This is a genomic window from Chromohalobacter sarecensis (assembly GCF_023061135.1).
Lineage (GTDB): Bacteria > Pseudomonadota > Gammaproteobacteria > Pseudomonadales > Halomonadaceae > Chromohalobacter > Chromohalobacter sarecensis.
Genome location: NZ_JAKGAN010000005.1, coordinates 89,940 through 112,395, shown reverse-complemented (window position 1 = coordinate 112,395; position 22,456 = coordinate 89,940). Strand labels below are relative to the sequence as shown.

25 protein-coding genes are annotated in these 22,456 nt (G+C 60.6%); 15 read left to right on the top strand and 10 right to left on the bottom strand.

Annotated features, from left to right (window positions below; all coding sequences use genetic code 11):
• Positions 1-30: 30 nt before the first annotated feature.
• Positions 31-735 carry a ZinT family metal-binding protein gene (locus tag L1071_RS09640; protein WP_246899620.1) on the top strand — a complete coding sequence of 235 codons (705 nt, stop codon included), beginning with the start codon at positions 31-33 and terminating at the stop codon, positions 733-735.
• A 66-nt stretch (positions 736-801) separates the two neighbouring features.
• Here the strand turns inward: L1071_RS09640 and L1071_RS09635 are convergent, their stop codons facing one another.
• Entirely contained in the window at positions 802-1,680 is an 879-nt protein-coding gene (locus tag L1071_RS09635) for a DMT family transporter (RefSeq protein ID WP_246973639.1), read from the bottom strand.
• A gap of 121 nt (positions 1,681-1,801) precedes the next feature.
• Here L1071_RS09635 and L1071_RS09630 point away from each other — a divergent pair, with 121 nt between their 5' ends.
• From L1071_RS09630 to L1071_RS09600, 7 genes are all read left to right on the top strand, one after another.
• Positions 1,802-2,698 carry a LysR substrate-binding domain-containing protein gene (locus L1071_RS09630; protein WP_246973637.1) on the top strand — a complete coding sequence of 299 codons (897 nt, stop codon included), beginning with the start codon at positions 1,802-1,804 and terminating at the stop codon, positions 2,696-2,698.
• Between the two features lie 81 nt (positions 2,699-2,779).
• On the top strand, positions 2,780-3,310 hold the full coding sequence (locus L1071_RS09625) for an NlpC/P60 family protein (RefSeq protein ID WP_246973627.1): 531 nt from the start codon (positions 2,780-2,782) through the stop codon (positions 3,308-3,310).
• A 121-nt stretch (positions 3,311-3,431) separates the two neighbouring features.
• The gene (locus L1071_RS09620) at positions 3,432-4,469 is read left to right on the top strand and encodes an ABC transporter substrate-binding protein (RefSeq protein ID WP_246973617.1); all 1,038 of its coding nucleotides are present in this window, start codon (positions 3,432-3,434) and stop codon (positions 4,467-4,469) included.
• Positions 4,466-5,227, top strand: a complete 762-nt coding sequence (locus tag L1071_RS09615; RefSeq protein WP_246973615.1) for an ABC transporter permease — start codon at positions 4,466-4,468, stop codon at positions 5,225-5,227. Before L1071_RS09620 ends, L1071_RS09615 begins: the two co-directional genes overlap by 4 nt.
• Positions 5,224-6,018 (top strand): ABC transporter ATP-binding protein, encoded by a 795-nt coding sequence (locus tag L1071_RS09610; protein ID WP_246973612.1) that lies wholly within the window; start codon positions 5,224-5,226, stop codon positions 6,016-6,018. The genes L1071_RS09615 and L1071_RS09610 overlap by 4 nt, the downstream gene beginning before the upstream one ends.
• Positions 6,015-6,317 (top strand): DsrE family protein, encoded by a 303-nt coding sequence (locus L1071_RS09605; RefSeq protein ID WP_246973609.1) that lies wholly within the window; start codon positions 6,015-6,017, stop codon positions 6,315-6,317. The genes L1071_RS09610 and L1071_RS09605 overlap by 4 nt, the downstream gene beginning before the upstream one ends.
• A 188-nt stretch (positions 6,318-6,505) precedes the next feature.
• Positions 6,506-7,138 (top strand): peroxiredoxin, encoded by a 633-nt coding sequence (locus L1071_RS09600; RefSeq protein WP_246973606.1) that lies wholly within the window; start codon positions 6,506-6,508, stop codon positions 7,136-7,138.
• Positions 7,139-7,593: 455 nt separating this feature from the next.
• On the opposite strand, the gene L1071_RS09595 is transcribed toward L1071_RS09600, so the two are convergent.
• The 3 genes from L1071_RS09595 to L1071_RS09585 all read right to left on the bottom strand — a co-directional run bounded on the left by L1071_RS09595 (position 7,594) and on the right by L1071_RS09585 (position 11,004).
• Positions 7,594-8,637: a histone deacetylase family protein gene (locus tag L1071_RS09595; RefSeq protein WP_246973603.1), complete on the bottom strand. Its 1,044-nt coding sequence runs from the start codon at positions 8,635-8,637 to the stop codon at positions 7,594-7,596.
• A gap of 85 nt (positions 8,638-8,722) precedes the next feature.
• Positions 8,723-10,018 (bottom strand): methyl-accepting chemotaxis protein, encoded by a 1,296-nt coding sequence (locus L1071_RS09590; protein ID WP_246973600.1) that lies wholly within the window; start codon positions 10,016-10,018, stop codon positions 8,723-8,725.
• Between the two features lie 110 nt (positions 10,019-10,128).
• A complete protein-coding gene (locus tag L1071_RS09585; protein ID WP_246899638.1) occupies positions 10,129-11,004 on the bottom strand; it encodes a DMT family transporter in 876 nt (291 codons plus the stop codon).
• Between the two features lie 211 nt (positions 11,005-11,215).
• Here L1071_RS09585 and L1071_RS09580 point away from each other — a divergent pair, with 211 nt between their 5' ends.
• Positions 11,216-11,800: a gamma-glutamylcyclotransferase gene (locus L1071_RS09580; RefSeq protein ID WP_246899639.1), complete on the top strand. Its 585-nt coding sequence runs from the start codon at positions 11,216-11,218 to the stop codon at positions 11,798-11,800.
• A 24-nt stretch (positions 11,801-11,824) separates the two neighbouring features.
• Here the strand turns inward: L1071_RS09580 and arfB are convergent, their stop codons facing one another.
• Together arfB and L1071_RS09570 are read right to left on the bottom strand one after the other, a co-directional pair.
• Positions 11,825-12,238 (bottom strand): alternative ribosome rescue aminoacyl-tRNA hydrolase ArfB, encoded by a 414-nt coding sequence (gene arfB, locus L1071_RS09575; protein WP_246899641.1) that lies wholly within the window; start codon positions 12,236-12,238, stop codon positions 11,825-11,827.
• Positions 12,239-12,330: 92 nt separating this feature from the next.
• Positions 12,331-12,504, bottom strand: a complete 174-nt coding sequence (locus L1071_RS09570) for a hypothetical protein (RefSeq protein ID WP_246899643.1) — start codon at positions 12,502-12,504, stop codon at positions 12,331-12,333.
• A gap of 339 nt (positions 12,505-12,843) precedes the next feature.
• Here L1071_RS09570 and L1071_RS09565 point away from each other — a divergent pair, with 339 nt between their 5' ends.
• The gene (locus tag L1071_RS09565) at positions 12,844-13,209 is read left to right on the top strand and encodes a hypothetical protein (protein ID WP_246899644.1); all 366 of its coding nucleotides are present in this window, start codon (positions 12,844-12,846) and stop codon (positions 13,207-13,209) included.
• Between the two features lie 11 nt (positions 13,210-13,220).
• On the top strand, positions 13,221-15,248 hold the full coding sequence (locus tag L1071_RS09560; RefSeq protein WP_246973578.1) for a pyrroloquinoline quinone-dependent dehydrogenase: 2,028 nt from the start codon (positions 13,221-13,223) through the stop codon (positions 15,246-15,248).
• Between the two features lie 150 nt (positions 15,249-15,398).
• Here L1071_RS09560 and L1071_RS09555 read toward each other — a convergent pair whose 3' ends face one another.
• On the bottom strand, positions 15,399-15,989 hold the full coding sequence (locus tag L1071_RS09555; protein ID WP_246899647.1) for a manganese efflux pump MntP: 591 nt from the start codon (positions 15,987-15,989) through the stop codon (positions 15,399-15,401).
• A 342-nt stretch (positions 15,990-16,331) separates the two neighbouring features.
• Between L1071_RS09555 and L1071_RS09550 the strand changes: the two genes are divergently transcribed.
• Positions 16,332-16,829, top strand: coding sequence for a TspO/MBR family protein (locus L1071_RS09550; protein ID WP_246973575.1), 498 nt, complete (start codon positions 16,332-16,334; stop codon positions 16,827-16,829).
• A gap of 39 nt (positions 16,830-16,868) precedes the next feature.
• On the opposite strand, the gene L1071_RS09545 is transcribed toward L1071_RS09550, so the two are convergent.
• Complete coding sequence (locus L1071_RS09545; RefSeq protein ID WP_246973573.1) at positions 16,869-17,819, bottom strand: AraC family transcriptional regulator; 951 nt, start codon at positions 17,817-17,819, stop codon at positions 16,869-16,871.
• A 181-nt stretch (positions 17,820-18,000) separates the two neighbouring features.
• On the opposite strand from L1071_RS09545, the gene L1071_RS09540 reads away from it, so the two are divergent.
• Positions 18,001-18,834 (top strand): oxidoreductase, encoded by an 834-nt coding sequence (locus L1071_RS09540; RefSeq protein WP_246973570.1) that lies wholly within the window; start codon positions 18,001-18,003, stop codon positions 18,832-18,834.
• An 85-nt stretch (positions 18,835-18,919) separates the two neighbouring features.
• On the opposite strand, the gene L1071_RS09535 is transcribed toward L1071_RS09540, so the two are convergent.
• Positions 18,920-19,420, bottom strand: a complete 501-nt coding sequence (locus L1071_RS09535; RefSeq protein WP_246973568.1) for a hypothetical protein — start codon at positions 19,418-19,420, stop codon at positions 18,920-18,922.
• Positions 19,421-19,593: 173 nt separating this feature from the next.
• Here L1071_RS09535 and L1071_RS09530 point away from each other — a divergent pair, with 173 nt between their 5' ends.
• The gene (locus L1071_RS09530; RefSeq protein ID WP_246973566.1) at positions 19,594-20,487 is read left to right on the top strand and encodes a LysR family transcriptional regulator; all 894 of its coding nucleotides are present in this window, start codon (positions 19,594-19,596) and stop codon (positions 20,485-20,487) included.
• A 123-nt stretch (positions 20,488-20,610) separates the two neighbouring features.
• Positions 20,611-21,144: a 2,4'-dihydroxyacetophenone dioxygenase family protein gene (locus tag L1071_RS09525; protein ID WP_246973552.1), complete on the top strand. Its 534-nt coding sequence runs from the start codon at positions 20,611-20,613 to the stop codon at positions 21,142-21,144.
• 600 nt (positions 21,145-21,744) lie between these two features.
• On the opposite strand, the gene L1071_RS09520 is transcribed toward L1071_RS09525, so the two are convergent.
• Entirely contained in the window at positions 21,745-22,374 is a 630-nt protein-coding gene (locus L1071_RS09520) for a LysE family translocator (protein ID WP_246973548.1), read from the bottom strand.
• Positions 22,375-22,456 lie beyond the last annotated feature (82 nt).

Sequence of the window (22,456 nt, the reverse complement as noted above, 5' to 3'; positions counted from 1 at the left end):
CGCCTCATTGATTCACGCCAGGAGATCATCATGCGTCACTCTTCAGCCCATGCCGCCCTCGCACTAGGCCTGCTATCGCTGGCGAGCGTTCCGCTTGCCGTCGCCCAGCAGGACGCCCACGACCACCATGAGCATGACCACGCGCACGAACACGGCCATAGCCACGATCATGCGCATGACCACTCCCATGATCATGACAGTGATATTTACGCCGGCTACTTCGATGACAGCCAGGTAGAGGATCGCGCGTTATCGGATTGGGAAGGTGACTGGCAGTCAGTGTATCCCTACCTCGAGGACGGCACGCTCGATGAAGTATTCGCCCACAAGGCCGCGCATAGCGATGACAAGACGGCTGCCGACTATAAGCAGTACTACACGACCGGTTATCGCACGGATGTCGATCGCATCGTGATCGAGGGTGACCAGGTCTCATTCTACGCAGATGGCAACAAGCGCACCGGAGAATACACCTACGACGGTTATGAAATCCTCACGTACGAGGCCGGCAATCGCGGCGTGCGCTATATCTTCGAGCGCGACGGCGGCAACGCGGATGCGCCTCGCTACATCCAGTTCAGCGATCATGCCATCTACCCCACCGATGCCAGCCACTATCATCTTTACTGGGGCGATGATCGCGCCGCTCTGCTGGATGAAGTCACGAACTGGCCGACGTACTACCCGTCGGACCTGGATGGCGATGCTATTGCCCAGGAAATGCTGGCGCATTGACGCTGACACCCAACAACGCATGCAACGCCGCCCTTCATGAAAGGGCGGCTTCGTTTGGCCATCCCGCTAGGCCACCTCTTCTCTACGACTTGTCATCTGTGTAATGGCCGCGCTTCCCAGCACGCCGATAAAGGCAATCATTAGCGGTACGCTAAAGGCGGCGCGTCCCACCAGGATCAGAAACAAGGAAGATATAATGGGCACGAAATAGGTCAGCACGCCCAGCAACGTGGAGGAACTGCGTAGCAAGGCGTAGCCCCAGGTAATAAAGGCCAGCCCATAAGGGCCGACACCGATGAGCGCCGCTACCGCCCAGTCCATGGCGGTCGTGTGTTCGGGGGTGACTTCGAATAGGCAATGCAGCCCCCAGGAGGCAACGGCGGCGCCGGCAAACAAGTATTTGTATTCGATCCAGGACAATGCGGCGCGCCCTCGCAGATAAAGGGAAAACATGATCCAGGAGATACCTGAAGCAATACCTTCCACATAGCCGAGCGTCGAGGTCGTTTCACCCTGGCCGTTCGAGAGCACCAGCGGCACTAGTCCCGAAAACGCTACGGCCGACCCCAGCAAGGTACGCACCCTGAGTCCACGCCCCGCCAGTACGTCCGCGACGAGCATGAAACCCAATGGCCAAAGATAGGTCACGAGAGTGATCTTCGCCGGATCGCCCTTCCCCAGCGCCGAGAAGTAGAAATACAGCGCGCCCGTCAGGCCACCGATTCCCATCAGCCAGAACTTCCAGTCACGATACGACGACGTCCCGCTTGCCGAGCCGCCTCGCTGCCCGACGCCTTGTGCCATTAGCGCCGCCGCGCCCATGGCGACTGCGGCCGTCAACATCGGCGGTAGATTGATCAAATCGCGCAATACCGGGAGACTCGCCCAGAGCGTTACCGTCAAGAGTCCTGCCAATAACCCGGCTGATGTACGTGTGTTGGCCATGACCCGCTCCTGTGCGTAACAAATAGGCATTAAGTATGTGTCGCGAGCAGTCTGGTGCCGGATGAATTATCATGGAAACGAAGACTTCCGATATTTCGATCATGATTCGTGATGGTGTTGTATGACTCATATTCGTCCCTTGGATCTGGTAGTGCTCCAGACCTTCGTCACCGTGGTGGATAGAGGCGGGTTTACGGCGGCGGGAGATACCTTGCATCTGGCGCAATCGACGATCAGTGCGCACATGAAGCGCCTGGAGGAAACCTTCGGTCAGCCCTTGCTGCAGCGCGGGCGAAAAACGCCGATCCCTACGCCGGCCGGGGAGCGCTTGCTCTCTCACGCGCGGCAGATGCTGCGCCAAAACGCGCTCGCCTGGCAGGACGTCAACGATCAACGGCTGGATGGCGTGGTGCGACTAGGCATTCCCGACGATTACGTGATCTATCTACCCGAGGCGCTTTCCGAGTTCGAGTCCCAGTATCCGGGGGTCGAATTTCAAGTAGACTGCGGGCTTAGCGTGGACCTGGTGGAAAGCGTTCGCGCAGGCGGCCTGGACCTGGCGATCACCACCCGTCAGCCCAAGAGCCCCGGCGGGGAGGTGTTGTGCCGAGAGCCTACGGTATGGGCCGGCGCGCCCGGACATGATACCCAACGCCGCTCGCCACTGCCGCTGGCGGTTTCCAAGGACGGGGTCTGCATCTTCAGGGAGCGCGCGCTGGCGGCACTCGACGCCGTGGGCCTTCCCTGGCGGATCGCGTATACCAGCGCCAGTCTGTCCGGCCTCACGGCGGCGGTGCGCGCGGGCCTGGCGATCACGGTGCTCACGCCCTCCATGCTGAGCTCAGACCTGCGCATCATCGACAGCGCCGAAGGCCTCCCCGAGCTGCCCATGACCGAAATCGCTCTGCATCGCAGCCCGGGGCGCCCCAAAGAAGCGACGCGTCAGCTCGCATTGAGCCTGCAAGCCCACATTCAGGCCCGCTCAACGGTCGGCCTGAACAAAGCAGCGCCAGCATGAGCCGCCTCTCGCACCCATAGCATCATTGGCTACACTGCTGGCATTCTTGTCGCTCATCGCATACCGCCTGAAGGAGTCCGCATGGGGCGTTACCCTGCCATCTATTTAGTCTCTATCGAGAGGCTTACGCCGCGTGTCCGAGCAGTGTTGGCGCTACTCGTATGCCTGATCGTCCTCGCCGGGTGTTCGTCGAGCCAACGCATCGAGACGCACGATCCCGGTCCGACCACGGCGGAAGACCTTTCCATGGAGAGGGCGTTGATCATTTCCAGCGCCAAGCAGGCGATGGGTACGCCTTATAAGTGGGGCGGCAATTCGCTGGAGAGTGGGGTGGATTGTTCCGGGCTGGTGCAAGTGGCTTATCGTGCGGCGGGTATCGACGTGCCGCGCACCTCCAATCAGCAGTACCAGACGCTCGAGCATCGCGACCAGGCACGCCCGGGCGATCTGCTGTTCTTCGGCGCGGGAGACCGCGCCACCCATGTCGGTATCTATCTGGGGCAGCGTGAGATGATCCACGCCCCCGGTAGCGGCCGCGAGGTGACGGTGTCCTCGCTGGATATCCGTTACTGGCGTAAACACTACCTGGGCGCGGCTGGCCCGGCGCCGTGAGAAAGCCTCACGGCGGGCTAGCCTGCATATACTTATAACCAAATCGTTATTCGGGGCTTTTTCGTTATGCCCTGCAAGTCGCTATAGTGGCGAGCCTATCGCTTACCGTCGGAGACCCGCCATGCGACGACTGTTTCATTGGATCGGTGCCCTTGCGCTGACGGCCCTGCTGCCGTGCGCAGCCTTGGCCCAAGACGACGAGACAACGACTCTCGAGGTCGGCTACATGCCCATCCTGCCGGTCGCCCAGTTGTTCGTCATGGAAGGCGCCGGCTGGACCGATGAGGCGGGGTTGGATCTTGAGCTAACGCGCTTTTCCAGCGGCCCCGCCATGGTTCAAGCCATGGCGTCGGGCAAGCTCGATGTGATGAACGTCGGCATTGGCCCCGCCATGGTCGCCCGCGCCACCGGGGTGCCCATCAAGGTACTGGCCGCCAGCATTCAGGAACAGATCGGACTGATCGCGCGTGGCGACTTTGCCGCCGCCTTCGATGGCAATGATCCAGCCGCTGCCATCGCCCGCTTCACTGAAACGCATGGCCGCAAGCCCAAGATCGCTACTTTCCCCAATGGCTCGGTGCCCTACACCGTACTGCGCTACTGGCTAGAGGAGCAGGTAGGTGTCGACGCCGATGCAGTGGATATCGTCACCATGGGCGCCTCGCGGGTTCAACAATCGCTGCTGGCCGGTGCAGTGGACGCCGCCTCGACACTCGAACCGATCCTCAGCGTGGTGCAACAGCGTGATCCCGACGCTCGGGTCGTGGCACGCGGCGGCGACATGCTGCCACATCAGCCTGGCGCGGTACTGGCGGTGCGCGAGTCCGCGCTGAAGGCGCACCCCGAGGCGATCCGCAAGCTCGTCGCACAGCATGTGCGCGCCACCGAGATGCTCGAGAACGATCCCGCACAGGCCGCGCCGTACGTACGCGATTTCGTCGGCAAGCGGCTCATCGACGAAGAGACGGTGACGACAGCACTGTCCTCACCATCGTCCAACTACCTGGCCGACCCGCACGCCATCATCGATGCCACGCGCACCATGGCCGACTTCCAGCGACGCATCGGCACGCTGAAGAAGCCCGTGGACGTCGACGCGCTCTTCGATACCTCGGTGTATGACGCCGTGATGACGTCGGCGGAGAACCAAGCGCCATGACGCGTCCCGCACGCTACCGACGCCCCTTGATCAGCGCCGTCAGTCTCGCCGCTCTGGTGGCACTCTGGGAAGCCGCCCTGCGCATAGGCTGGCTACCAGGCAACCTGGTGCCCCTGCCCTCCTCGATTCCCGGCGTGCTGTGGGCGGAGGTCCAGGACGGCATCTGGCTCGACGTCGTGCTGTCCAGCCTCTCTCATTACAGCACCGGCCTTATCATCGGATCCGTGTTGGGGATTGCCGTCGGCATGGCTGCGGCCCTGCTCCCCTGGTTCGACGCCGCGCATAGCTGGCTGGCACGACTGCTGCGGCCCATTCCGCCACTGGCGTGGATCCCGTTCGCGATCATCTGGTTCGGTGTCACCGAAACCGCCGCCGCCTTCATCATCAGTATCGGCGTGTTCTGGATCAACTACTTCACCAGCTACAGCGCGGTGCGCGCCATCGACGATGGTTACTACGAGGTCGCCCGAGCCTTCGGCCAAGGTGGTTTCACCGCGCGGTTGGCCAAGATCAGCCTGCCGGCGGCGGCGCCGGGTATTCTCGGTGGATTGCGTGCCGGCCTGGGACAGGGCTGGATGACGGTAGTCGCCGCCGAGCTATTCGGCATTCCCGGTATCGGCCAGCGTATGATGGAAGCCGCGGGGCTACTCGCCACCGACGTGGTGGTCGTCTATATGCTGACCATCGCCGCTCTCTATGCGCTGTTCGACTTCCTGTTCATGCGCGTCCAGCGGAGGGTGCTACGGTGGCAGCAATGAATGTCTCATCGTCCACGCACGACGCTCCCGTCCTGACGGTGCGCGGCGTACGTCTGGGCTTTGCCAATGACGTCGTGCTCGACGATATCGACCTCGAGGTGGTGCCGCGTGAGTTCGTGGCCATCGTCGGTGCCTCGGGCGTCGGCAAGTCGACCCTGCTGCGTGCCTTTGCCGGTCTGCTGACGCCGCAGCGCGGCGACGTCCAACTCTCCACCGCCGATGCACCGGCGAGCCGTGCGTGGTCGATGGTCTTCCAGGCCCCGCGACTGTTTCCCTGGCGGCGCGTCCGCGCCAATATTGAGCTAGGTCTCGAAGGCTTGGGCCTGTCGCGCAGCGAGCGTCGTGCTCGAGCCCTCGAGCCTCTTGCGCTGGTCGGGCTCGAGGAACTCGCCGAACGCTGGCCACGCACGCTTTCCGGCGGCCAGCAGCAGCGCGTGGGCATCGCCCGTGCGCTGGCGGTGAAGCCACGGGTGCTGTTCATGGACGAGCCATTCTCTGCGCTCGACGCCTTGACCCGCCAGCGCCTGCAAAGCGAACTCACCGAATTGCGACAACGCAGCGATGCAGCGATCATCTTCGTCACCCATGATATCGAAGAAGCGGTGCTGCTTGCCGACCGCGTCGTGGTCCTGGCCACGCCCGGCAACGGCGAACCGGCCAGGGTGCGTGATATCGTCGCCATCGACCTGCCGCTCGCTCAGCGCCGCGAGCAAAGCGGCTTCCGCGATCATGTGCAGCGCCTGGAACGTCATATCGGTGTTGCCACCACTCCCGAGGAGGAGACGCCATGAGTTCCCTGCGTGTCGTGCTGCATGCGCCTACCGCCGACGCCCTCGCCCGTGCCCGACGCAACGCTCTCAATCTGGTCAAGGCACGCCCCGAAGCCGAGGTGCTGATCGTCGCCAACGGCGCTGCCGTGGCCTCCGCGTTGGACATCCCCGATCCAGCCAGCGATAGCTGGCTACGGCTCTGCCGCAATACGCTGACTGCCCAAAAACTGAGCAACACCGCCGGCCTCGAGGAAGTCGATGCAGCGGTGGTCACACTCGCCGAGTGTCAGGCGCAGGGCTGGGCCTATATTCGCGCTTGATTGTCGTGACGCGGCCCTGCCCCTTGTGTTGGCCGCCACGCGTCACCATGTGTTGAGAAGAGGGGCGCGGGAAGCGCCGCATGGGCAAATACCCAAGATGCATTTGCTTAGCGACATTCATTGTTTCCCATGCCTCGTTCGTGATGCGATGCTCGATGCTTCGCGCCAATTAGTGAAAGGAGGACGCCATGGCACTTCAACTCGGCGATATTGCCCCGGATTTCACCCAGGACAGCACCGACGGAACGATCAACTTCCACGAATGGGCCGGCGACAACTGGGTCATCCTGTTCTCGCATCCCAAGGATTTCACGCCGGTATGCACCACCGAGCTCGGTGAAGTGTCGCGCCTGAAGCCGGAATTCGAAAAGCGCAACGCCAAGGCCATGGGGCTCTCCGTCGACCCGGTGGACGATCACAAGGCGTGGGAAGGCGATATCAAGGAAACCCAGGGCCACGGCCTGAATTTCCCGCTGCTGGCGGACGCCGACCGCAAGGTCAGCTCGCTGTACGGGATGATTCATCCCAACGCCAACGACACCTTGACGGTGCGTAGCGTCTTCATCATCGACCCCAACAAGAAGGTGCGCCTGACGCTGACCTATCCGGCCAGCACCGGTCGCAACTTCGCGGAAATCCTGCGTGTACTGGATAGCCTGCAGTTGACCGACAGCCAGAAGGTCGCCACACCGGTGAACTGGACCGAAGGCGACGACTGCATCATCGTGCCCTCGGTCGATAACGAGAAGGCCAAGGAACTCTTCCCGCAAGGCTGGGACGAGAAAAAGCCGTACCTGCGCATGGTCAAGCTGCAGAAGTAACATGCCCGTCTGCCAGCGTGACCTCGATCGCCCGTGGCCTAGGCCACGGGCGATCGTCGTTTGGCGGAGTGCCGCCCAGCGGAGTGCCGCCCAGCGGAGTGCCGCCCAGCGGAGTGCCGCCCAGCGGAGTGCCGCCCAGCGGAGTGCCGCCCAACGGAGTGCCGCCCAACGCGACGCCGCCCTTTGACGCTGCAGGCGCGCACCAGACACACCACCCGATAGGTGATGAACAACAGCAAGATAGCGATCTTAAAACTGGCTTTGATGCGCATGGAGGTCTCGATTCACGTCTCGGTCGTCTTGTATGACGACGAGTTAACCAGCGGGATGTTAAGAAATGATGTTGCGTCGAGCCGGGATATCGCACGTAGCTTGTCGGCTGGAGACAATATCGACACCCCACACGCTAACTTGAGCGTGAACGCCTCATTTTATTAAAGAAAACTTATTCAAACCTATCGAGCGATACGGCCCCGCGAGCAGTCCTGAATCAGTCCCTCGAAAAAGTTCACGGCATTGGCTTCCAGCCCCTCGAGATAATAGCCGCCTTCCTGCACCACCAGCGTTGGCAGATCGAGGTCGGCCACCACGCGCCCCAATCTGCCAAAGCCTGGCGTAGAGACCGCCACCTTGGCCTGCGGGTCCCGCTCATGAATGTCGAAGCCCAGCGCCAGCACCAGCGCATCCGGTTCGAACAACCGAATGGCCTGACGAGCCTCGTCCAGACGTTCGAAGAAAATCACTTCCGGGGAGCCGTGCGGCATCGGCAGGTTGAGGTTGTAGCCTTCTCCCGCGCCGTATCCGCGCTCGTCCTCGAACCCCGTCACCGCCGGATAGAAGTTGGTGGTGTCGCCATGGATCGAGATGTACATCACGTCATCTCGGTCATAGAAGATTTCCTGCACCCCCTGGCCGTGGTGCATGTCGGTATCCAGCACCACGACGCGTGGGTAACGCGCAGTCAGACGCTGCGCAGCGATGGCGGTGTTGTTGAGAAAGCAGAAGCCGCCAGCAGCATCGGCGCGGGCGTGGTGCCCCGGCGGCCGCGACAGTGCATAGGCCCAGTGCTCCCCATGATTGATCGCATCGGCCGCGGCAATCGCGCTTTGCGCCGACCAATACGCGGATGCCCAGGTCGCCGCCCCTATCGGCGCACTGCCATCCGCCAGGTAACGGCCCGCCTCGGCCAGCACACCACGCAAGGCATTGGGCGAGCGTACGAAGACATTGGACATGACCTCGTCGCCCCAGTCGTCCCCAAGCGCGGTCCAGCGCCGGTGGGCGCTTTCCAGAAAGCGCAGATATGGCAGATGATGCACAGCGCGGATCGCCGTCAGTCCAGTGTCAGGCGGCGTCCGCACTTCGAACCCCAGCCGCTGAACGGCGCCCAGCAACCCCTCGAGGCGTGCGGGGATCTCCTGAGGTTCGCGCAGCTTGCCGCGTGAAAAGTAGAGCCGAGGATGATGGCGCCGCTGCTCGGCGTGAAAGAAGGTCTTCATGATCGTGCCTCCTCCGGGTCAGTCTCGATAACGCTGCAAGATACGCGCCGAGAGACGCCTCGACACCCTTCCGGATGGCACGTACTCATGCCCAAGCGGCGTGGGCCTGGGTCTCGCGAGGCGCCGGCAAAGCCTGGCAGACCGCATCGCTATCTGGCGCCGGCGTGGAGGTGTCCTGTCGCACCTCCATGAGCTGGAAGCGATGCACCACACTGGCCAGGCGCGTCGATTGGTCATGCAACGATGATGCCGCCGCCGCAGACTCTTCCACCAGGGCGGCGTTTTGCTGAATCATCCGGTCGATGCGCTCTACCGACTGGCTAACCTGCTCGATGCCCTGGGACTGCTCCCTCGTAGCCGCGCTGATCTCGCTGATCGCTTCGCTGACACGCTGCACTCCGGTAACGATTTCTTCAATGGTCGCGCCCGTGGCCTCGGCTTGTTGCACCCCGGATTCAACCGTTTCGCGGCTGTCGTGAATCAGCGTCTTGATCTCGCTGGCAGCCATAGCAGAACGCCCGGCAAGATTCCGCACCTCACTGGCGACGACGGCAAAGCCGCGCCCCTGCCCGCCTGCACGTGCTGCCTCGACCGAGGCATTCAGAGCCAGCAAGTTGGTCTGGAAGGCAATGTCATCGATCAGCCCGACGATATCGCCGATACGTTGTTCCGCCTCGGCGATGGCGCGCATGCGCGTCACCACATCCTTGACCGCGTCGCCGCCACGCACGGCGGCCTCGGCGGTGTGTGTGGCCAGCTCCTCAGAACGTTGCGCGGCGTAGGCGGTCTGCTGCACGCTCGAGGTCAGCTGGGTGATCGAAGTGACGCTTTGCTGCAAATGGCCCAGCGAATGCTCGGTACGCGAGGCCAGATCCTGATTGCCCAAGGCAATCTCCTCGCTGGCAATCGCCACACTGTCGCTGGCATCGCGTACCTGCGCGACCATGCCGCCAAGTCCATCGCGCATGCCACCCAACGCCGTCTGCAGCTCGCTGAGTTCATCCTGGCCGCCCCCTGCCATGGGGCGGGTCAGATCACCCTCGGCAATCGCCTCGGCGTAGGCCTTGGCCTCGCGCACCGGCGTACAGATCGCGCGCATGTTGAGCCAGGTCAGGGGCGCAACGATCAATACCGTCAAGCCCCCCATGACGCCGAACCACAACACCGAGCCCTGCGCTACCTCACTCAAGCGCGCGGCCATGATACCGGCCTGCGCCTCTTCCACGAGCCCCTGATCGAGCAAGCCCAGACTGGCATCGTAGAGCCGAAAAATGCCCCACATGCCAGTGCCCCCCAACACTCCCAAAAGCGCCAGCACGACGACGATCGCCCCCAGCATACGCACGCGCACCGAAAAACGGCGCATGATCGACATCAACATGATGGCCCTGCCTCTGCAATGATCGGAATATTTCCCATCACTGTGACGCAGTCGCTTCAGTGAATATTGATATACATCAAGCGGATGTAGATTCGTTCTCCGATCGCGCGTTATGTCGTGGGACGTGCCTTGATGGTCACCTTTCGTTCGTACAAGGCGATGGCGACACCGCTACCGATGATCACCAGTGCACCGATGAAGACCCAGACATCCGGCACTTCATCCCACAACCACCAGCCCAGCAGTACGGCCCAGACCATGGCGGTGTAATCGAACGGCGCCGCCAGCGCCGCCGGGGCGTAACGAAACGCCAGCGTGATGCACGACACCGCGCCGACGCCGACAACGCCGGAGCCGATAAAGCCGAGCCATGCCACGCCCTCGGGCATCCGCCAGACGCTGGGCAACAACACCGCGCTGACGATCAGCGGCACCAGGGTGGCGTAAAAGACCATCGCCCACAGGCTTTCCTTACCCCCATAGCGCCGCGCGGTGATCATCATCAGTGCGTAGCACACCGCTGCCCCGACGACGATCAGCGCTCCCCACTGGAAGCCCGACGCACCGGGGCGCACCACGATCAGCACACCGGCGAAGCCCACCAATGAGGCAATGAACGGCAAACGTGCGACGCGCTCCTTGAGCAGCGGACCGGAGAGCAGCGTCACGAACAATGGAGCGGCGAAGGCGATGGCAGTGGTTTCCGCCAGCGGCAGCAAGGTCAGGCCGGTGACGAAGCAGAACATCGTGCCGGCGAAGATCAAGCCGCGCAGGAGATGCACCCCCGGGCGCCGAGTCTTGAGCTTTTGCCAACCGCCGTTGAAGCGCGCCAACAGCGCGATCAGCGGCAGCGAAATCAAGGTGCGAAAGAAGATGATCTGAATCGGGTCGTAGGTGGCGCCCAGCCACTTGGAAATCGCATCGCCCAGCGCGAGGCACAACACCCCGGCGCACATGATCAAGATTCCCAGTAGTGACGACGACATACCCACCTCCATGAAGCAAAAGCACGCGGCGCCTATCGCAATGCGCCACGCTACGTGTAATGGAAACGGCCGAAGAATTGGCTCTTGAGCATAGCCGAATCGCAAGCGCACCGCGATGGTGCAAGGAGAAGGGAGGCCGCATATCGATGCCAAAACGTGCATAATCGGGGACAGAATCCCGTTCACTCACTCGACGTACGCATAGAGAGTCATGACGCTCGATACCACCGCGATCAACCAGCAAATGACGCATTTCAACGACCATGAGGCGATCTGGTTGTTCGGCTATGGCTCGTTGATCTGGAAGGCGGATTTCTCGTTTCTGGAGAGCCGGCCTGCGCATATCATCGGCTGGGAACGGCGCTTCTGGCAGGGCTCGCACGACCATCGCGGCACACCGCAGGCGCCAGGCCGCGTCGCCACGCTGACCGAGCGCCCCGACGCAGTCTGCCACGGCATGGCCTACCGTATCACCCAGGACGTACTCGGCCCGCTGGATGTGCGCGAGAAAAATGGCTACCTGCGGGTGGCCACGCCGCTGCACTTCGATGATGTCGAGGGCGAGGAAAGCGTCGAGGGGTTGGTCTATCTCGCCAGCGAGGATAACGCCGCCTTCCTGGGGCCAGCGCCAGATACCGCCATCGCCCGACAGATCGCCGAGTCTCACGGCCCCAGCGGCCCCAATCGCGATTACCTGCTCAACTTGGCCCAGGCGCTGCGCGAGATGGGCCACGACGACCCGCACATCTTCGCCCTGGAGCGTGAATTGCTCGCGCTCCCTCCTCAGCCAGCGTGACACGCCCCGCCGGCTGAGGGTGGGTTAGGTCTCTACCTTGCCGCGCAAGGCTTTGGTCTTTCCCTTGCGGGTTTTCTTGTCGACGCGGCGGCGCTTCGCGCCCTTGGAAGGCTGAGTGGGGCGGCGCGCCTTGTGCTGCTTGACCGCCTCCTGGATAAGCGCCTTAAGACGCGCCAGTGCCTCTTCCTTATTGGCTTCCAGCGTGCGATAGCGCTGCGCCTTGAGGATGATTACGCCATCCTTGCTGATGCGCTGATCGGACAGCGCCATCAGGCGTTCCTTGTAGAACGGCGGCAATGACGAGTGGGGAATATCGAAACGAAGATGCACCGCCGAGGCGACCTTGTTGACGTTCTGGCCGCCGGCGCCCTGCGCCCGAATCTGGCTGATATCGATTTCCCAATCGGCGAGCGTCACCGCATTGGAGATTCTCAGCATGGTGTAGCCCTCGTAGCATGACGCGCCGAGCACGACGCGTGAATGATGCGCGACAGACTACACTATTGGCGGTGCCTCGGGATCGTCGCAACTTACAGGGATTCGTCATCCTGACGCTGTTTAGCGTTCAGGGTGGAGACGTTCGCCGTGTCATTATGGACACTAACGTTTTGATTGGCTTCGCTTTCCGCCACCATTGAGAACGGCAGCAATGCAGAGACGACGATGGTTGCCAGCATCGAGAACAGCTTGTTGAGCACTTTCATGACCACTCCTGGATTGTGGTGGTGATGCGGCGTTTTGTCGCATTACTCGATTAGCATGCTAAAAGAATAAGTGCGCGTCAAGCCCTCCTCGATTTTCAAGGCCCCATGTGCCGCCTGAGGCGCATTGCCGTTCAAATTCGTTAGCAGAAAAAGAATTTTTAAAACAAGACCACAAAAGTCTTACGTTTTTGACTAAAATGGGGCCGAGAGCTACGACCAAAGACGTAGCCACGGCTCACCATTTCGCTCATAACCTTTGAGCCTGGCGCAATGCCAGCTTACTAACGACGAAATAAGAGCCAGGTGATCATTCCTGTCCCACAAGGAGACAACAACGTCATGCCACAATCTCGTACGCCAAGATTGGGCGCCATTGTGCTGCTGGTAGCCTCGATCGTCGGGCTTGCCATCGCACTCTATGCCTATTTCACCCCGCTGACCGGGGTCAATGGCTCACTTGGCGCGCTTGTCGCCATTCTGGCCACCATCATCCTGGCCGTCATGGCGCTCATCTTGCCCGCACTGAAAGGGAACGCTGCACGCAACGTATGGCGCGTGCTTATCTTGCTAGCCCTTGCCGGTACCTTCTTCGCGGCGCTCCTCCTGCACCAATGGTGGATCTGCGTGGCCATGGTAGTCGGCCTGATCGGGCTGATTCTCGATATGGCCCTTGCCAACCGTACCGCCCGTCCCGCCCATTCATGAGGAGCCGCCCCATGCCGACATTGAGAACCACCGCGCAACGCCTGGGCACGGCCACGGCGCTGGCGCTTTTCCTGACGCCGCTGCCGCTTTTGGCACAGGACCAGGACGCTGATCAGGACGCCTCGAGCGCAGAAGATAGCGCGTCATCCCAAGCTTCATCCGAATCGGTGCCGCTGGTCCCCGGCACACCGACCTGGGATAGCTTTCACGGCCAGCTCAACGCGCAGAAATACAGCCCCCTCGACCAGATCAATGCCGACAACGTCGGTGATCTGGAAAAAGCCTGGGAAGTTCACACCGGCGATGTATCCGATGGCTCGGGCGATCTACCGCCCACCGTGTGGTCCGCGACACCGGTCTTCGCCAACGACACGCTTTACATCGGCACGCCGTTTTATCGCATCCTCGCGCTCGACCCCGCCACCGGCGAGCAGAAGTGGAGCTTCGACACCGAGTCCAAGCTGGAAGCGCTGACCCAGCCCGCGCTCAAGAGTCGCGGTGTCGCCTACTGGGAAGCGGACGATCCGGTCGAGGGTGAGTCCTGCCAGAAGATCGTCTATCTGGGCACGATGGATGCGCAACTCTTTGCCGTCGATGCCGACACTGGCGAGAAGTGCACCAGCTTCGCCGATAACGGCGTACTCGACGTCAACCAGTGGAACGACACCCACGCCAAGTGGCCGCTGTCGCTGCTGCAGCCACCGACCGTGGTGGGCGATCACCTGATCCTCGGCTGGGCCGGCAAGGACTGGGAATTCGAGCAGGCGCCTCCCGGCACCGTGTTCTCCATCAATGCCCGCACCGGCGAGCGTGAATGGAGCTTCGAAGCTCTTTCCGAAGAGATGCGTGAGAAGAGCGGTACCGCCAACGTGTGGACGCACATGTCCGCCGACGAGGAAAACGGCCTCGTGTACCTGCCGATCTCCTCGCCGTCACCCAACTATTGGGGCGGCAACCGCACCGAGGAAGCGCCCCTGGCGACCTCGACCACCGCACTTGACGTCGATACCGGCGAAGTCGTCTGGTCACGCCAGTGGGTCCACCACGATGTCTGGGATTACGACATCAACGCCGCGCCGACACTGATGGATATCACGGTGGATGGCGAAGAAATCCCGGCATTGATCCAGGCCACCAAGCAAGGCTTCCTGTTCGTCGTCAACCGCCTGACCGGTGAAGACGTCTGGCCGATCGAAGAGCGTCCGGTTCCGCAAGGCGACGGCTCCGTCGAGGGCGAGGAATATGCAGACACGCAACCCTTCCCGACCAAGCCTGCCCCGCTGCTCGACCAGTCCGAGAAGCCCAAGATCTGGGGCCTTGCCGATGCGGTTGGCGGTGGTCAATGCTCCAAGCTGTGGGACGAGCTGACGTATGAAGGCATGTACACGCCGCCCACCACCAAGGGCGAAGGCGCCTTGGCCTACCCGGACAGCGCCGGTGGCGTGCAATGGGGTGGCGTCGCGTTCGACCCTGCCAGCCAGACGGCTATCGTCAATACCTCGCACATCGTGCAGACCATCAAGCTCTATGACCGCGAGGCCTACGAGAAAGCCGATAGCGGCTCGGGCAACGAAAGCGGCTTTTCACCGCAGACGGGCTCGCCCTACGGCATGCGTCTCGAAGTGGCACGCAACTGGCTCGGCATGCCGTGCTGGGAGCCGCCCTTCGGCGAAGTCGTCGCGCTCGACATGAAAACCGGTGACGTGAAATGGCGTCGTCCGATCGGCTCCTCGCAGCAGTACGGCTTCTTCATGCCCGAAAGCTGGGGCTCGCCCACCATCGGTGGCCCGGCGGTCACAGCCGGCAACCTGGTCTTCATCGGTGCCTCGATGGACGCCAAGCTGCGCGCCTACTCGCTCGACAGCGGTGAAGAGCTGTGGGAAGACCAAGCCGAAGCACCTGCCGTCGCCAACCCCGCCGTCTACGAATATGAAGGCCGCGAATATGTCGCCTTCATCGCCGGCGGCAACTCGATCCTGAAAGATCAGGTCGGCGACCAGGTCGTCGTCTACGCCCTGCCGGAAGACGAAGACGAGTAACGTCTGACGGCCAGCCGTATAGACGGTAGAAGGCAAGACAGAAGCAACTTAGAAAGCAGACGGGGTGGGCCCAATGGGCCCACCCCGTTTTTGTTGGTTCACGTCTTTGCTTTCGGATCTTGTAGCCCCGACCAAGAGGCTATGAAACGTTCACGCCGATACAACGCCGACCAGATGTTCATAGAGCACGGCAACGCCGATGGCGATGAGGATCAAGCCCCCCAGCACCTCAGCCCACTTGCCGACGATGGTGCCTATGGCACGACCGAGGAGCGTGCCGAAGGTGACCATCAAGGTCGTCGCCAGGCCGATGGCCAGGGACGCCACGATAATATTGATATCCGTCAGCGCTAGCGTAATCCCCACGGCCATGGCATCGATGCTGGTGGCAAGCGCCGTGAAGGCGATCAGCCATATGGACTTGTCTCCCGGCTGGGCGTCCGTATCCGCCGGCGACCGGGTATCATCCTTCTTCAACCCTGCCCGAATCATATGCCCGCCCAGCAACGCCAGCATGGCAAAGGCAATCCAGTGGTCGATTCCGGAGACGAATTGCATCGCGACATGGCCGAGCGCCCATCCCGCCAGCGGCATGATTGCCTCCACCACGCCGAACACGATGCCGATACGAAGGGCGCTGATGAAGCGCACCTTGCTCAGCTCGGCGCCTCGGCCGATGGAAGCGGCAAAGGCATCGGTCGACATGGCGAATGCCAATAGAATCAACGATGCAGGATTCATGTGTTCTCCATGGTACGCGCCAGGCGAAGCCATTAATCCGGCTTCACTTTTAAAACCCCATTATTTTTGTCAACTTTTCGGACAGCCTATACCCGACACTCCCGAATAACAATAACTACCTGAAAATAAAGCAAAAATTAACCATGATTGATCAGTATCGTGGCGGTTAATACTCTGCGAGCATGCTTCGAATGAATAACCAGGGTTTAACAATCCCTTGCGATTTATAGGGAAAGGCAAACACGCTGCGACGTTTGCGCGCGATATCAGGAAAAACGCTTGGCATATCATTGCCATATCGCACACGCTAAGGAACGTTTCGACGAGCAAAGGGATATCGCCATGCATGCGTTTTCGACTCGCCACCAAGTCCTCGGCCTGATCGGATGGCTAGTGGTCAGCTTCATTACCGCCGGGATTGGCGCCATCGCATCAATCGATGCCACGCAGTTCTACGCCGAACTCACGCAGCCCAGTTGGGCGCCACCCGCCGGCGCCTTCGGCCCGGTGTGGACGACGCTCTTTGCCTTGATGGGGATCGCCGCATGGCTGGTCTGGCGGGAAGGTGGCTGGAAGCGGCACCAGGGCGTACTGACGCTGTTCATCGTGCATCTCGCCATCAATGCACTCTGGAGCTGGCTGTTCTTCGTCTGGCACCAGGGGGCGCTGGCTTTCGTCGAGGTCATCCTCCTATGGGGCATGATCCTCGCCACCCTCATCGCCTTCTGGCGCGTGCGACCGCTGGCCGGGCTGCTGTTGGTGCCTTATCTGGCCTGGGTATCGCTGGCCACGGCGCTGACCTACACCGTCTGGCAGCTCAACCCACAACTGTTGGGATGAGCGGGGGCGCCCAGTTGCGAGTGACGCTACTTTCTTCGCTCAATGAGAAGACACGTAGATCGACGGCGACATCGGCGGTGGCAACTCGAAAGACGAGCGCATCCAGGCAACTTCCACTCGGGGCGAGCGCTCGAAGAGCCTTTTAAACTCCCGGCTGAATTGAGACGAACTTTCATACCCCACATTCGTTGAGGCCGTAGCAGCCGTCATGCCGTTCCGGAACATCAGGAGTCGTGCCTGATGCAGCCGGACGGCCTTCACATACTGCATTGGCGATGTCTGGGTCACCTGCCTGAAATGCGCGTGGAAGCTAGGCACGCTCATGCTGGCTTCATCGGCTAACTGGTGGACGTCCAGAGCCGTGGCATAGTCCGTGTGAATGCGGCGAATGGCACGTGAGATAAGTCCGAAATTTCCCTCCATATCCAGTGCGGCCCGCATGGCCCCGCCCTGAGCCCCGGTCAGTACTCGGAAATAGATCTCGCGCACCATGGCCGGTCCGAGAATCCGGCCATCGTCGGGCGAGGCCATGATCTCGAGAAATCGCGCCACGGTGTCGCTCAGGGCCGGCTCCATCACCGATGACAGCATCCCGCAGGGTGGCGCAGATGCCGGTATCCCCCCTTCTTCCAGCTCGAGTAGTAAGTCAGCCGCCAGCGATATATCGAGATGCAGATAAATCGCCAGCAGCGGATTCTCAGCACTGGCATCGGTCTCCATCGTGAACGGAACGGGCACCGAGACGGCTAGATAATGCTGAGCATCGTAGACGTAGGTTCGGTTGCCCCAGTAACCCCGTTTCCGCCCCTGACACACAATGACGATGCCTGGATCGTACAGCACGGGGGTTCTAGCCAGGGGGCGGTTAGATCGCAGGAATCGCACGTCCGGCAATGCCGTCAGATTGTAGCCTTCCCGAGGTGCCATCTGGTCCAGCAAAGTCACCATGCGTCGTTCACGCGGGCTATTATCGATGGATTCAGTACTCATGGCATTGGGGCCTGATAATTTTGTGCCTTCATTCTGCGCAATTCGTGCCTATAAACAATCCCACCTATAGAAATAGGCAATAAACTCAGAGGATCTCGCGTTCGATTCAGGGACCAGGCGCCCTAGGATGGTTTCGCCTCCCTAACGGGGGACATCGACCACCCAGACACAGAGCAATGTCATGAACCAGACCAAGACGATCCTCATAACCGGCGTCAGCAGCGGATTCGGCCAGGCCCTGGCGGAGACAGCATTAGCCGCCGGCCACAAAGTCATCGGTACCGTGCGGCAAGCCAGCGCAGCACGCGCGTTCGAGACCCACGCTTCCGGCAATGCCTACGCACGTCAACTCGACCTGACAGATACACCGGCCATCGCCAACGTCGTCGAAGACATTGAAACCGCCCTCGGCCCCGTTGACGTGCTGGTCAATAACGCCGGCTACGGCCACGAAGGCATCCTGGAAGAATCACCCACCGAAGAGATGCGCCGGCAGTTCGAAGTGAACGTCTTCGGCGCGGTCGAAATGATCCAGGCGCTGTTACCGTTCTTTCGGAAACGTCGTGCCGGGCACATCATCAATATCACATCGATGGGCGGCTTCATCACGATGCCCGGCATCGCCTACTACTGTGGCAGCAAGTTCGCGCTGGAGGGCATCTCCGACACCCTGAGCAAAGAGTTGGCACCGTTCAATATCCACGTCACCGCCGTCGCACCGGGCTCATTCCGAACCGATTGGGCGGGCCGCTCCATGCGCCGCTCCCCCCGGCAGATTGCCGACTACGATGCGCTATTCGACCCTGTCCGGCAGGCCCGTCTGGAAAAAAGTGGTCAGCAACTCGGTGATCCAGAGAAGGCGGCAAAAGCCATGCTGGAGATTATCGAGTGTGATACACCGCCTGCTCACCTGCTGCTCGGAAGTGACGCGCTCACGTTGGTACGGGGGCGTTTATCCGACATGTCGCAGCAAATGGATACCTGGGAGTCTCTGACCGTTTCCACCGACGGTTAATTCGAAATGGGGGCTTCGTCGCCAAGGCAGGACCAATCCTCTCGAAGTCGGATTGGCCATTGAATTTAACGAGAAGCGCCATGGCTCAATTTTGGGCCATGGCGCGCTTGATGCTTTCGATAGAGACTTCGGTTCTCATCTTTAGTGTCGTCGGCTCAAGCTCTTTTTCAGACAGGCAGTTCAACCAGGCCTGTTGAGGTTCGGCACAGAAGAACCGCTTTATTCCATCGCCCAAGAAGTTTGTAAGATCAACATGGTCATCGGGATAGAGTAGCGCAAATGCCTTTTCTGCCTCACTGGCATCCGACACCTCTCTCGCCAGGCACTTCAGGTAGAGGCACATGAGATTGTTGGTCCCCCTCGCGCGCGTCGAATCATAGAAGGTCATGAAGACCGAGCTATTGAAAACGATATTCTTGGAATGTTCCGCCTGAATCCAGGACGACCAGTAAAAGTTTAAAGCCATGTCCGGCAATGCGGTGACAGGTGTATTCCATGGCACGTCGTTTTTAGACGTCGCTATGTTGGAATAAAGACTGTTATCAAGAATGCCGGCGGCTCGAGTGGCTAAGTCGATGTCGTTCATCACTGTCTCCCAGGTTGGATGGTTCCATGGCCATGGTGCGCCCTGAGGCGTCGTGTCCTTGCGCATTGCCGCAAGAACAGCGTACGCACTACGGCTACTTCCCTGAAAGCGATTTATCTTGATACTTGTTATCGTATTTAGAGATAGTTTCGTTTCTGGCGGGGAGACACGGCATGCAACTCAAATCGTTACGTTTATTCATGGCCGTGGCCGAAACCGGCAGCTTCGTGGCCGCCGCCGAGAGGATGCATACGGTGCAATCCAATGTGACGGCCCATCTCAAGAAGCTCGAGGAAGAACTCGACGCCCAGCTCGTCCACCGGGCTGGCCAGACGCGCCTGACCTCCGCCGGGCGAGCGCTGGTAGCGTATGCCGAGCGCATGCTATCGGCGCATGATGAAGCATTATCGCACTTCAAGGGCAGCGGCAAGACGCATGGCCAACTGCGGCTCGGCGCCATGGAAACCACGACCGCATTACGCCTTCCCCCGATCCTCACGGCGTACCATGCTGCCCATCCCGAGGTCGACATCACGCTACACACAGGCGCCACGGCAGAACTCATCGAGATGCTGATGGCAGGCCAAGTCGATGGCGTATTCATCGCGGGAGGCCTCGAACATCGCCATTATCATCTGCTCAAGGCTTTCAGCGAACGCCTCGTACTGGTCGGCCCCCACCCCATGGCCGTGATGCCCACCTCGGAAGAACTGATGAGCGCCGCCTTCCTCGCGTTTCGCCAAGGCTGTAGCTATCGCCAGCGCATCGAGCTGTTGCTGGCCTCGCATGGCGTCAACGCAGCGCGCATCTTCGAGTTCGGAAGCCTGGACGCCATGCTCGGCTGCGTCGCCGCCGGAATGGGCTATACCGTGCTCCCCTTGAGCACTATCAACGCTCATCAGCATCGCTTTGGAATTCACTACCTTGCCCTGCCGACGTCCCTGGCGGAAATCGACACCTACTTTGCCGCACCCGAGCCAACCACCTGGACGCCCGCCCTGGCCCGCTTCGTCGACACCTTACACCAGGCCGTAGACGTGCCCGAACAGCAGCGCGTCGAATCTTGATATCCGCCGAAGCGGGCTGTCATGGCCGTGCACGTTCATAGCCTCATGCGAAAGCCTACTTTATCTCCTGCGCGGAACCAGGCATCACTGTGCATGATCGCCGACCACGCACAGGAGCCTGACATGCCCAGCCACGCCTCCACCGAATTCTGGAAGGACCTCGCCCCCATCGCCGAAAGCTTCAAGCCCGATGCACGTCCCGAGGTCCACATCGCCAACGCGCCCACCGAGGACGAGCGCTATTACGTGCCGTTTTCCGAGACCGTTTCCTCCCGGCCGCTATGGATCTCGCCCTCGCAAAACCGCTGGTGCGACGTCCTCATGGCCAAGGGCGCCGGCCTGGTCAACCGCCACTACCACCCGCATGAAGTCTTCGCCTACACCATCTCCGGCAAATGGGGCTACCTCGAGCACGACTGGGTCGCCACCGCCGGCGACTTCATCTACGAAACGCCTGGCGAAGGCCACACCCTCGTCGCCTACGACCACCCCGACCCCATGCGCGTATTCTTCATCGTCACCGGCCCGCTGATCTGGCTCGACGAAAACGGCGACTCCTGCGGCCACTTCGACGTACACGACTACATCGCCCTCTGCCGCGACCACTACGCCAAAGTCGGCCTCGGCGCTGACCTGATCGACAGTCTTTTCCGCTAGTTACCGGTTTTAAGCGTACCGTCACCACGCCGCCACACATTCAGCGGCGTGTTTTTTCACACGCTTTGACTACAGTGAATGTAGCGTTAGGTATAAAGGCGGTTAATGGTTGGAAACGATCCGAAGTGGGTATGTCAGCAAGGTTGTGGTGTATCCATCCGTCTTATACAGCCGTCACGACGTTAGCGTACAGTCGTCCTTTCGCTAACCGCTCAATAATGCCAATAAAGGAGAAATCTATGGGAATCAAACCAGGCCCAAAAAGAACTGCCGAATCAACTAGAAAGCCAGATAAGCGTCAACGGGACAATAAAAAGACTCCCGGGAACACTCCTTCACTTAAGCCTCACAAACACAAGAAAGGGGACTAATAAAAGAATAACCGCACCTAACCAGCCACAGGGATGTGGACTTCCTCCGACCTTTAAACAGTACTCTCTGCATTCCCCCTTCCCAGCCGCCCCGGCCTCACAGCCTGGCGTAGCGACTTTTCCCCTCACTCATAGTAATCGATGGCACACGCCAGTGCCGAGCAGGTCGCAGCGCATGGGTGACATTGACCAGACCCGTAACGTTGGTATCGATCATGGCGTGCCAGCTTCACCTCCGCGGTTGAAGATCCTTTGTAGCCAAGAGGGTTGCAGCGAGGATCATCAGCCCACCACAGATATTGCTTACGAGGCCTAACGAATAACGTTGGAGCGCGGCTGCCGCCCGAACGCCCAACCAGCCCCATAGCAGGAGGATTGCTCCATCAACCACGATATAGGTCAGGCCAAGAATGAGAAGTTGCGGCAGGACCGGGCTGCCTGGGTCAATGAACTGAGGAAAGAGGGCACCGAAGAACACGACAGCAAACGGGTTGGCCATGGAAGTTATGAAGCCCTGCCTGAAGAGGCGAAACGAGGAGCCTGTGTCACTGACAGCAACTTGCCGTCCCTCGTCCTTCGACAGGATGAGCTGAAGCCCGATCCAGATGAGATAGGCCACACCAAACCACTTTATCCACAGAAACGCGGTTGCAGATGTCGCAATGATCGCTGCGAGACCGAAAGCAGCGGCAATCATCTGCAGGCAGTTGGCGGTCAAGTCCCCACAGGCCGTGAAGACGCTACGCCGCAGGCCGTGTCGAATACTATTCGAGATGATTAGCAATTGGCTGGTATCAGGAGGCGTGGCAAAGAAGACCGCCACAGCAGAAAGATAGACCAAGTAGGTCTCCAAAGGCATCCGATGCTCTCCTCAGCAGCAATGAAAATACTATGCCTATTGCCTACGGCAAAGTCCATTCGTCCCCACCATACGGATACTA

Bases quoted from the DNA above. Each gene is read 5' to 3' on its own strand.
- L1071_RS09545 (WP_246973573.1), bottom strand. From the start codon at position 17,819: ATGAGTACTGAATCCATCGATAATAGCCCGCGTGAACGACGCATGGTG.
- L1071_RS09595 (WP_246973603.1), bottom strand. From the start codon at position 8,637: ATGAAGACCTTCTTTCACGCCGAGCAGCGGCGCCATCATCCTCGGCTC.
- L1071_RS09550 (WP_246973575.1), top strand. From the start codon at position 16,332: ATGCATGCGTTTTCGACTCGCCACCAAGTCCTCGGCCTGATCGGATGG.
- L1071_RS09570 (WP_246899643.1), bottom strand. From the start codon at position 12,504: ATGAAAGTGCTCAACAAGCTGTTCTCGATGCTGGCAACCATCGTCGTC.
- L1071_RS09555 (WP_246899647.1), bottom strand. From the start codon at position 15,989: ATGAATCCTGCATCGTTGATTCTATTGGCATTCGCCATGTCGACCGAT.
- L1071_RS09625 (WP_246973627.1), top strand. From the start codon at position 2,780: ATGGGGCGTTACCCTGCCATCTATTTAGTCTCTATCGAGAGGCTTACG.
- L1071_RS09635 (WP_246973639.1), bottom strand. From the start codon at position 1,680: ATGGCCAACACACGTACATCAGCCGGGTTATTGGCAGGACTCTTGACG.
- L1071_RS09615 (WP_246973615.1), top strand. From the start codon at position 4,466: ATGACGCGTCCCGCACGCTACCGACGCCCCTTGATCAGCGCCGTCAGT.
- L1071_RS09610 (WP_246973612.1), top strand. From the start codon at position 5,224: ATGAATGTCTCATCGTCCACGCACGACGCTCCCGTCCTGACGGTGCGC.
- L1071_RS09540 (WP_246973570.1), top strand. From the start codon at position 18,001: ATGAACCAGACCAAGACGATCCTCATAACCGGCGTCAGCAGCGGATTC.
- L1071_RS09580 (WP_246899639.1), top strand. From the start codon at position 11,216: ATGACGCTCGATACCACCGCGATCAACCAGCAAATGACGCATTTCAAC.
- L1071_RS09565 (WP_246899644.1), top strand. From the start codon at position 12,844: ATGCCACAATCTCGTACGCCAAGATTGGGCGCCATTGTGCTGCTGGTA.
- L1071_RS09535 (WP_246973568.1), bottom strand. From the start codon at position 19,420: ATGAACGACATCGACTTAGCCACTCGAGCCGCCGGCATTCTTGATAAC.
- L1071_RS09590 (WP_246973600.1), bottom strand. From the start codon at position 10,018: ATGTTGATGTCGATCATGCGCCGTTTTTCGGTGCGCGTGCGTATGCTG.
- L1071_RS09640 (WP_246899620.1), top strand. From the start codon at position 31: ATGCGTCACTCTTCAGCCCATGCCGCCCTCGCACTAGGCCTGCTATCG.
- L1071_RS09605 (WP_246973609.1), top strand. From the start codon at position 6,015: ATGAGTTCCCTGCGTGTCGTGCTGCATGCGCCTACCGCCGACGCCCTC.
- L1071_RS09560 (WP_246973578.1), top strand. From the start codon at position 13,221: ATGCCGACATTGAGAACCACCGCGCAACGCCTGGGCACGGCCACGGCG.
- L1071_RS09620 (WP_246973617.1), top strand. From the start codon at position 3,432: ATGCGACGACTGTTTCATTGGATCGGTGCCCTTGCGCTGACGGCCCTG.
- L1071_RS09525 (WP_246973552.1), top strand. From the start codon at position 20,611: ATGCCCAGCCACGCCTCCACCGAATTCTGGAAGGACCTCGCCCCCATC.
- L1071_RS09520 (WP_246973548.1), bottom strand. From the start codon at position 22,374: ATGCCTTTGGAGACCTACTTGGTCTATCTTTCTGCTGTGGCGGTCTTC.
- L1071_RS09530 (WP_246973566.1), top strand. From the start codon at position 19,594: ATGCAACTCAAATCGTTACGTTTATTCATGGCCGTGGCCGAAACCGGC.
- L1071_RS09585 (WP_246899638.1), bottom strand. From the start codon at position 11,004: ATGTCGTCGTCACTACTGGGAATCTTGATCATGTGCGCCGGGGTGTTG.
- arfB (WP_246899641.1), bottom strand. From the start codon at position 12,238: ATGCTGAGAATCTCCAATGCGGTGACGCTCGCCGATTGGGAAATCGAT.
- L1071_RS09600 (WP_246973606.1), top strand. From the start codon at position 6,506: ATGGCACTTCAACTCGGCGATATTGCCCCGGATTTCACCCAGGACAGC.
- L1071_RS09630 (WP_246973637.1), top strand. From the start codon at position 1,802: ATGACTCATATTCGTCCCTTGGATCTGGTAGTGCTCCAGACCTTCGTC.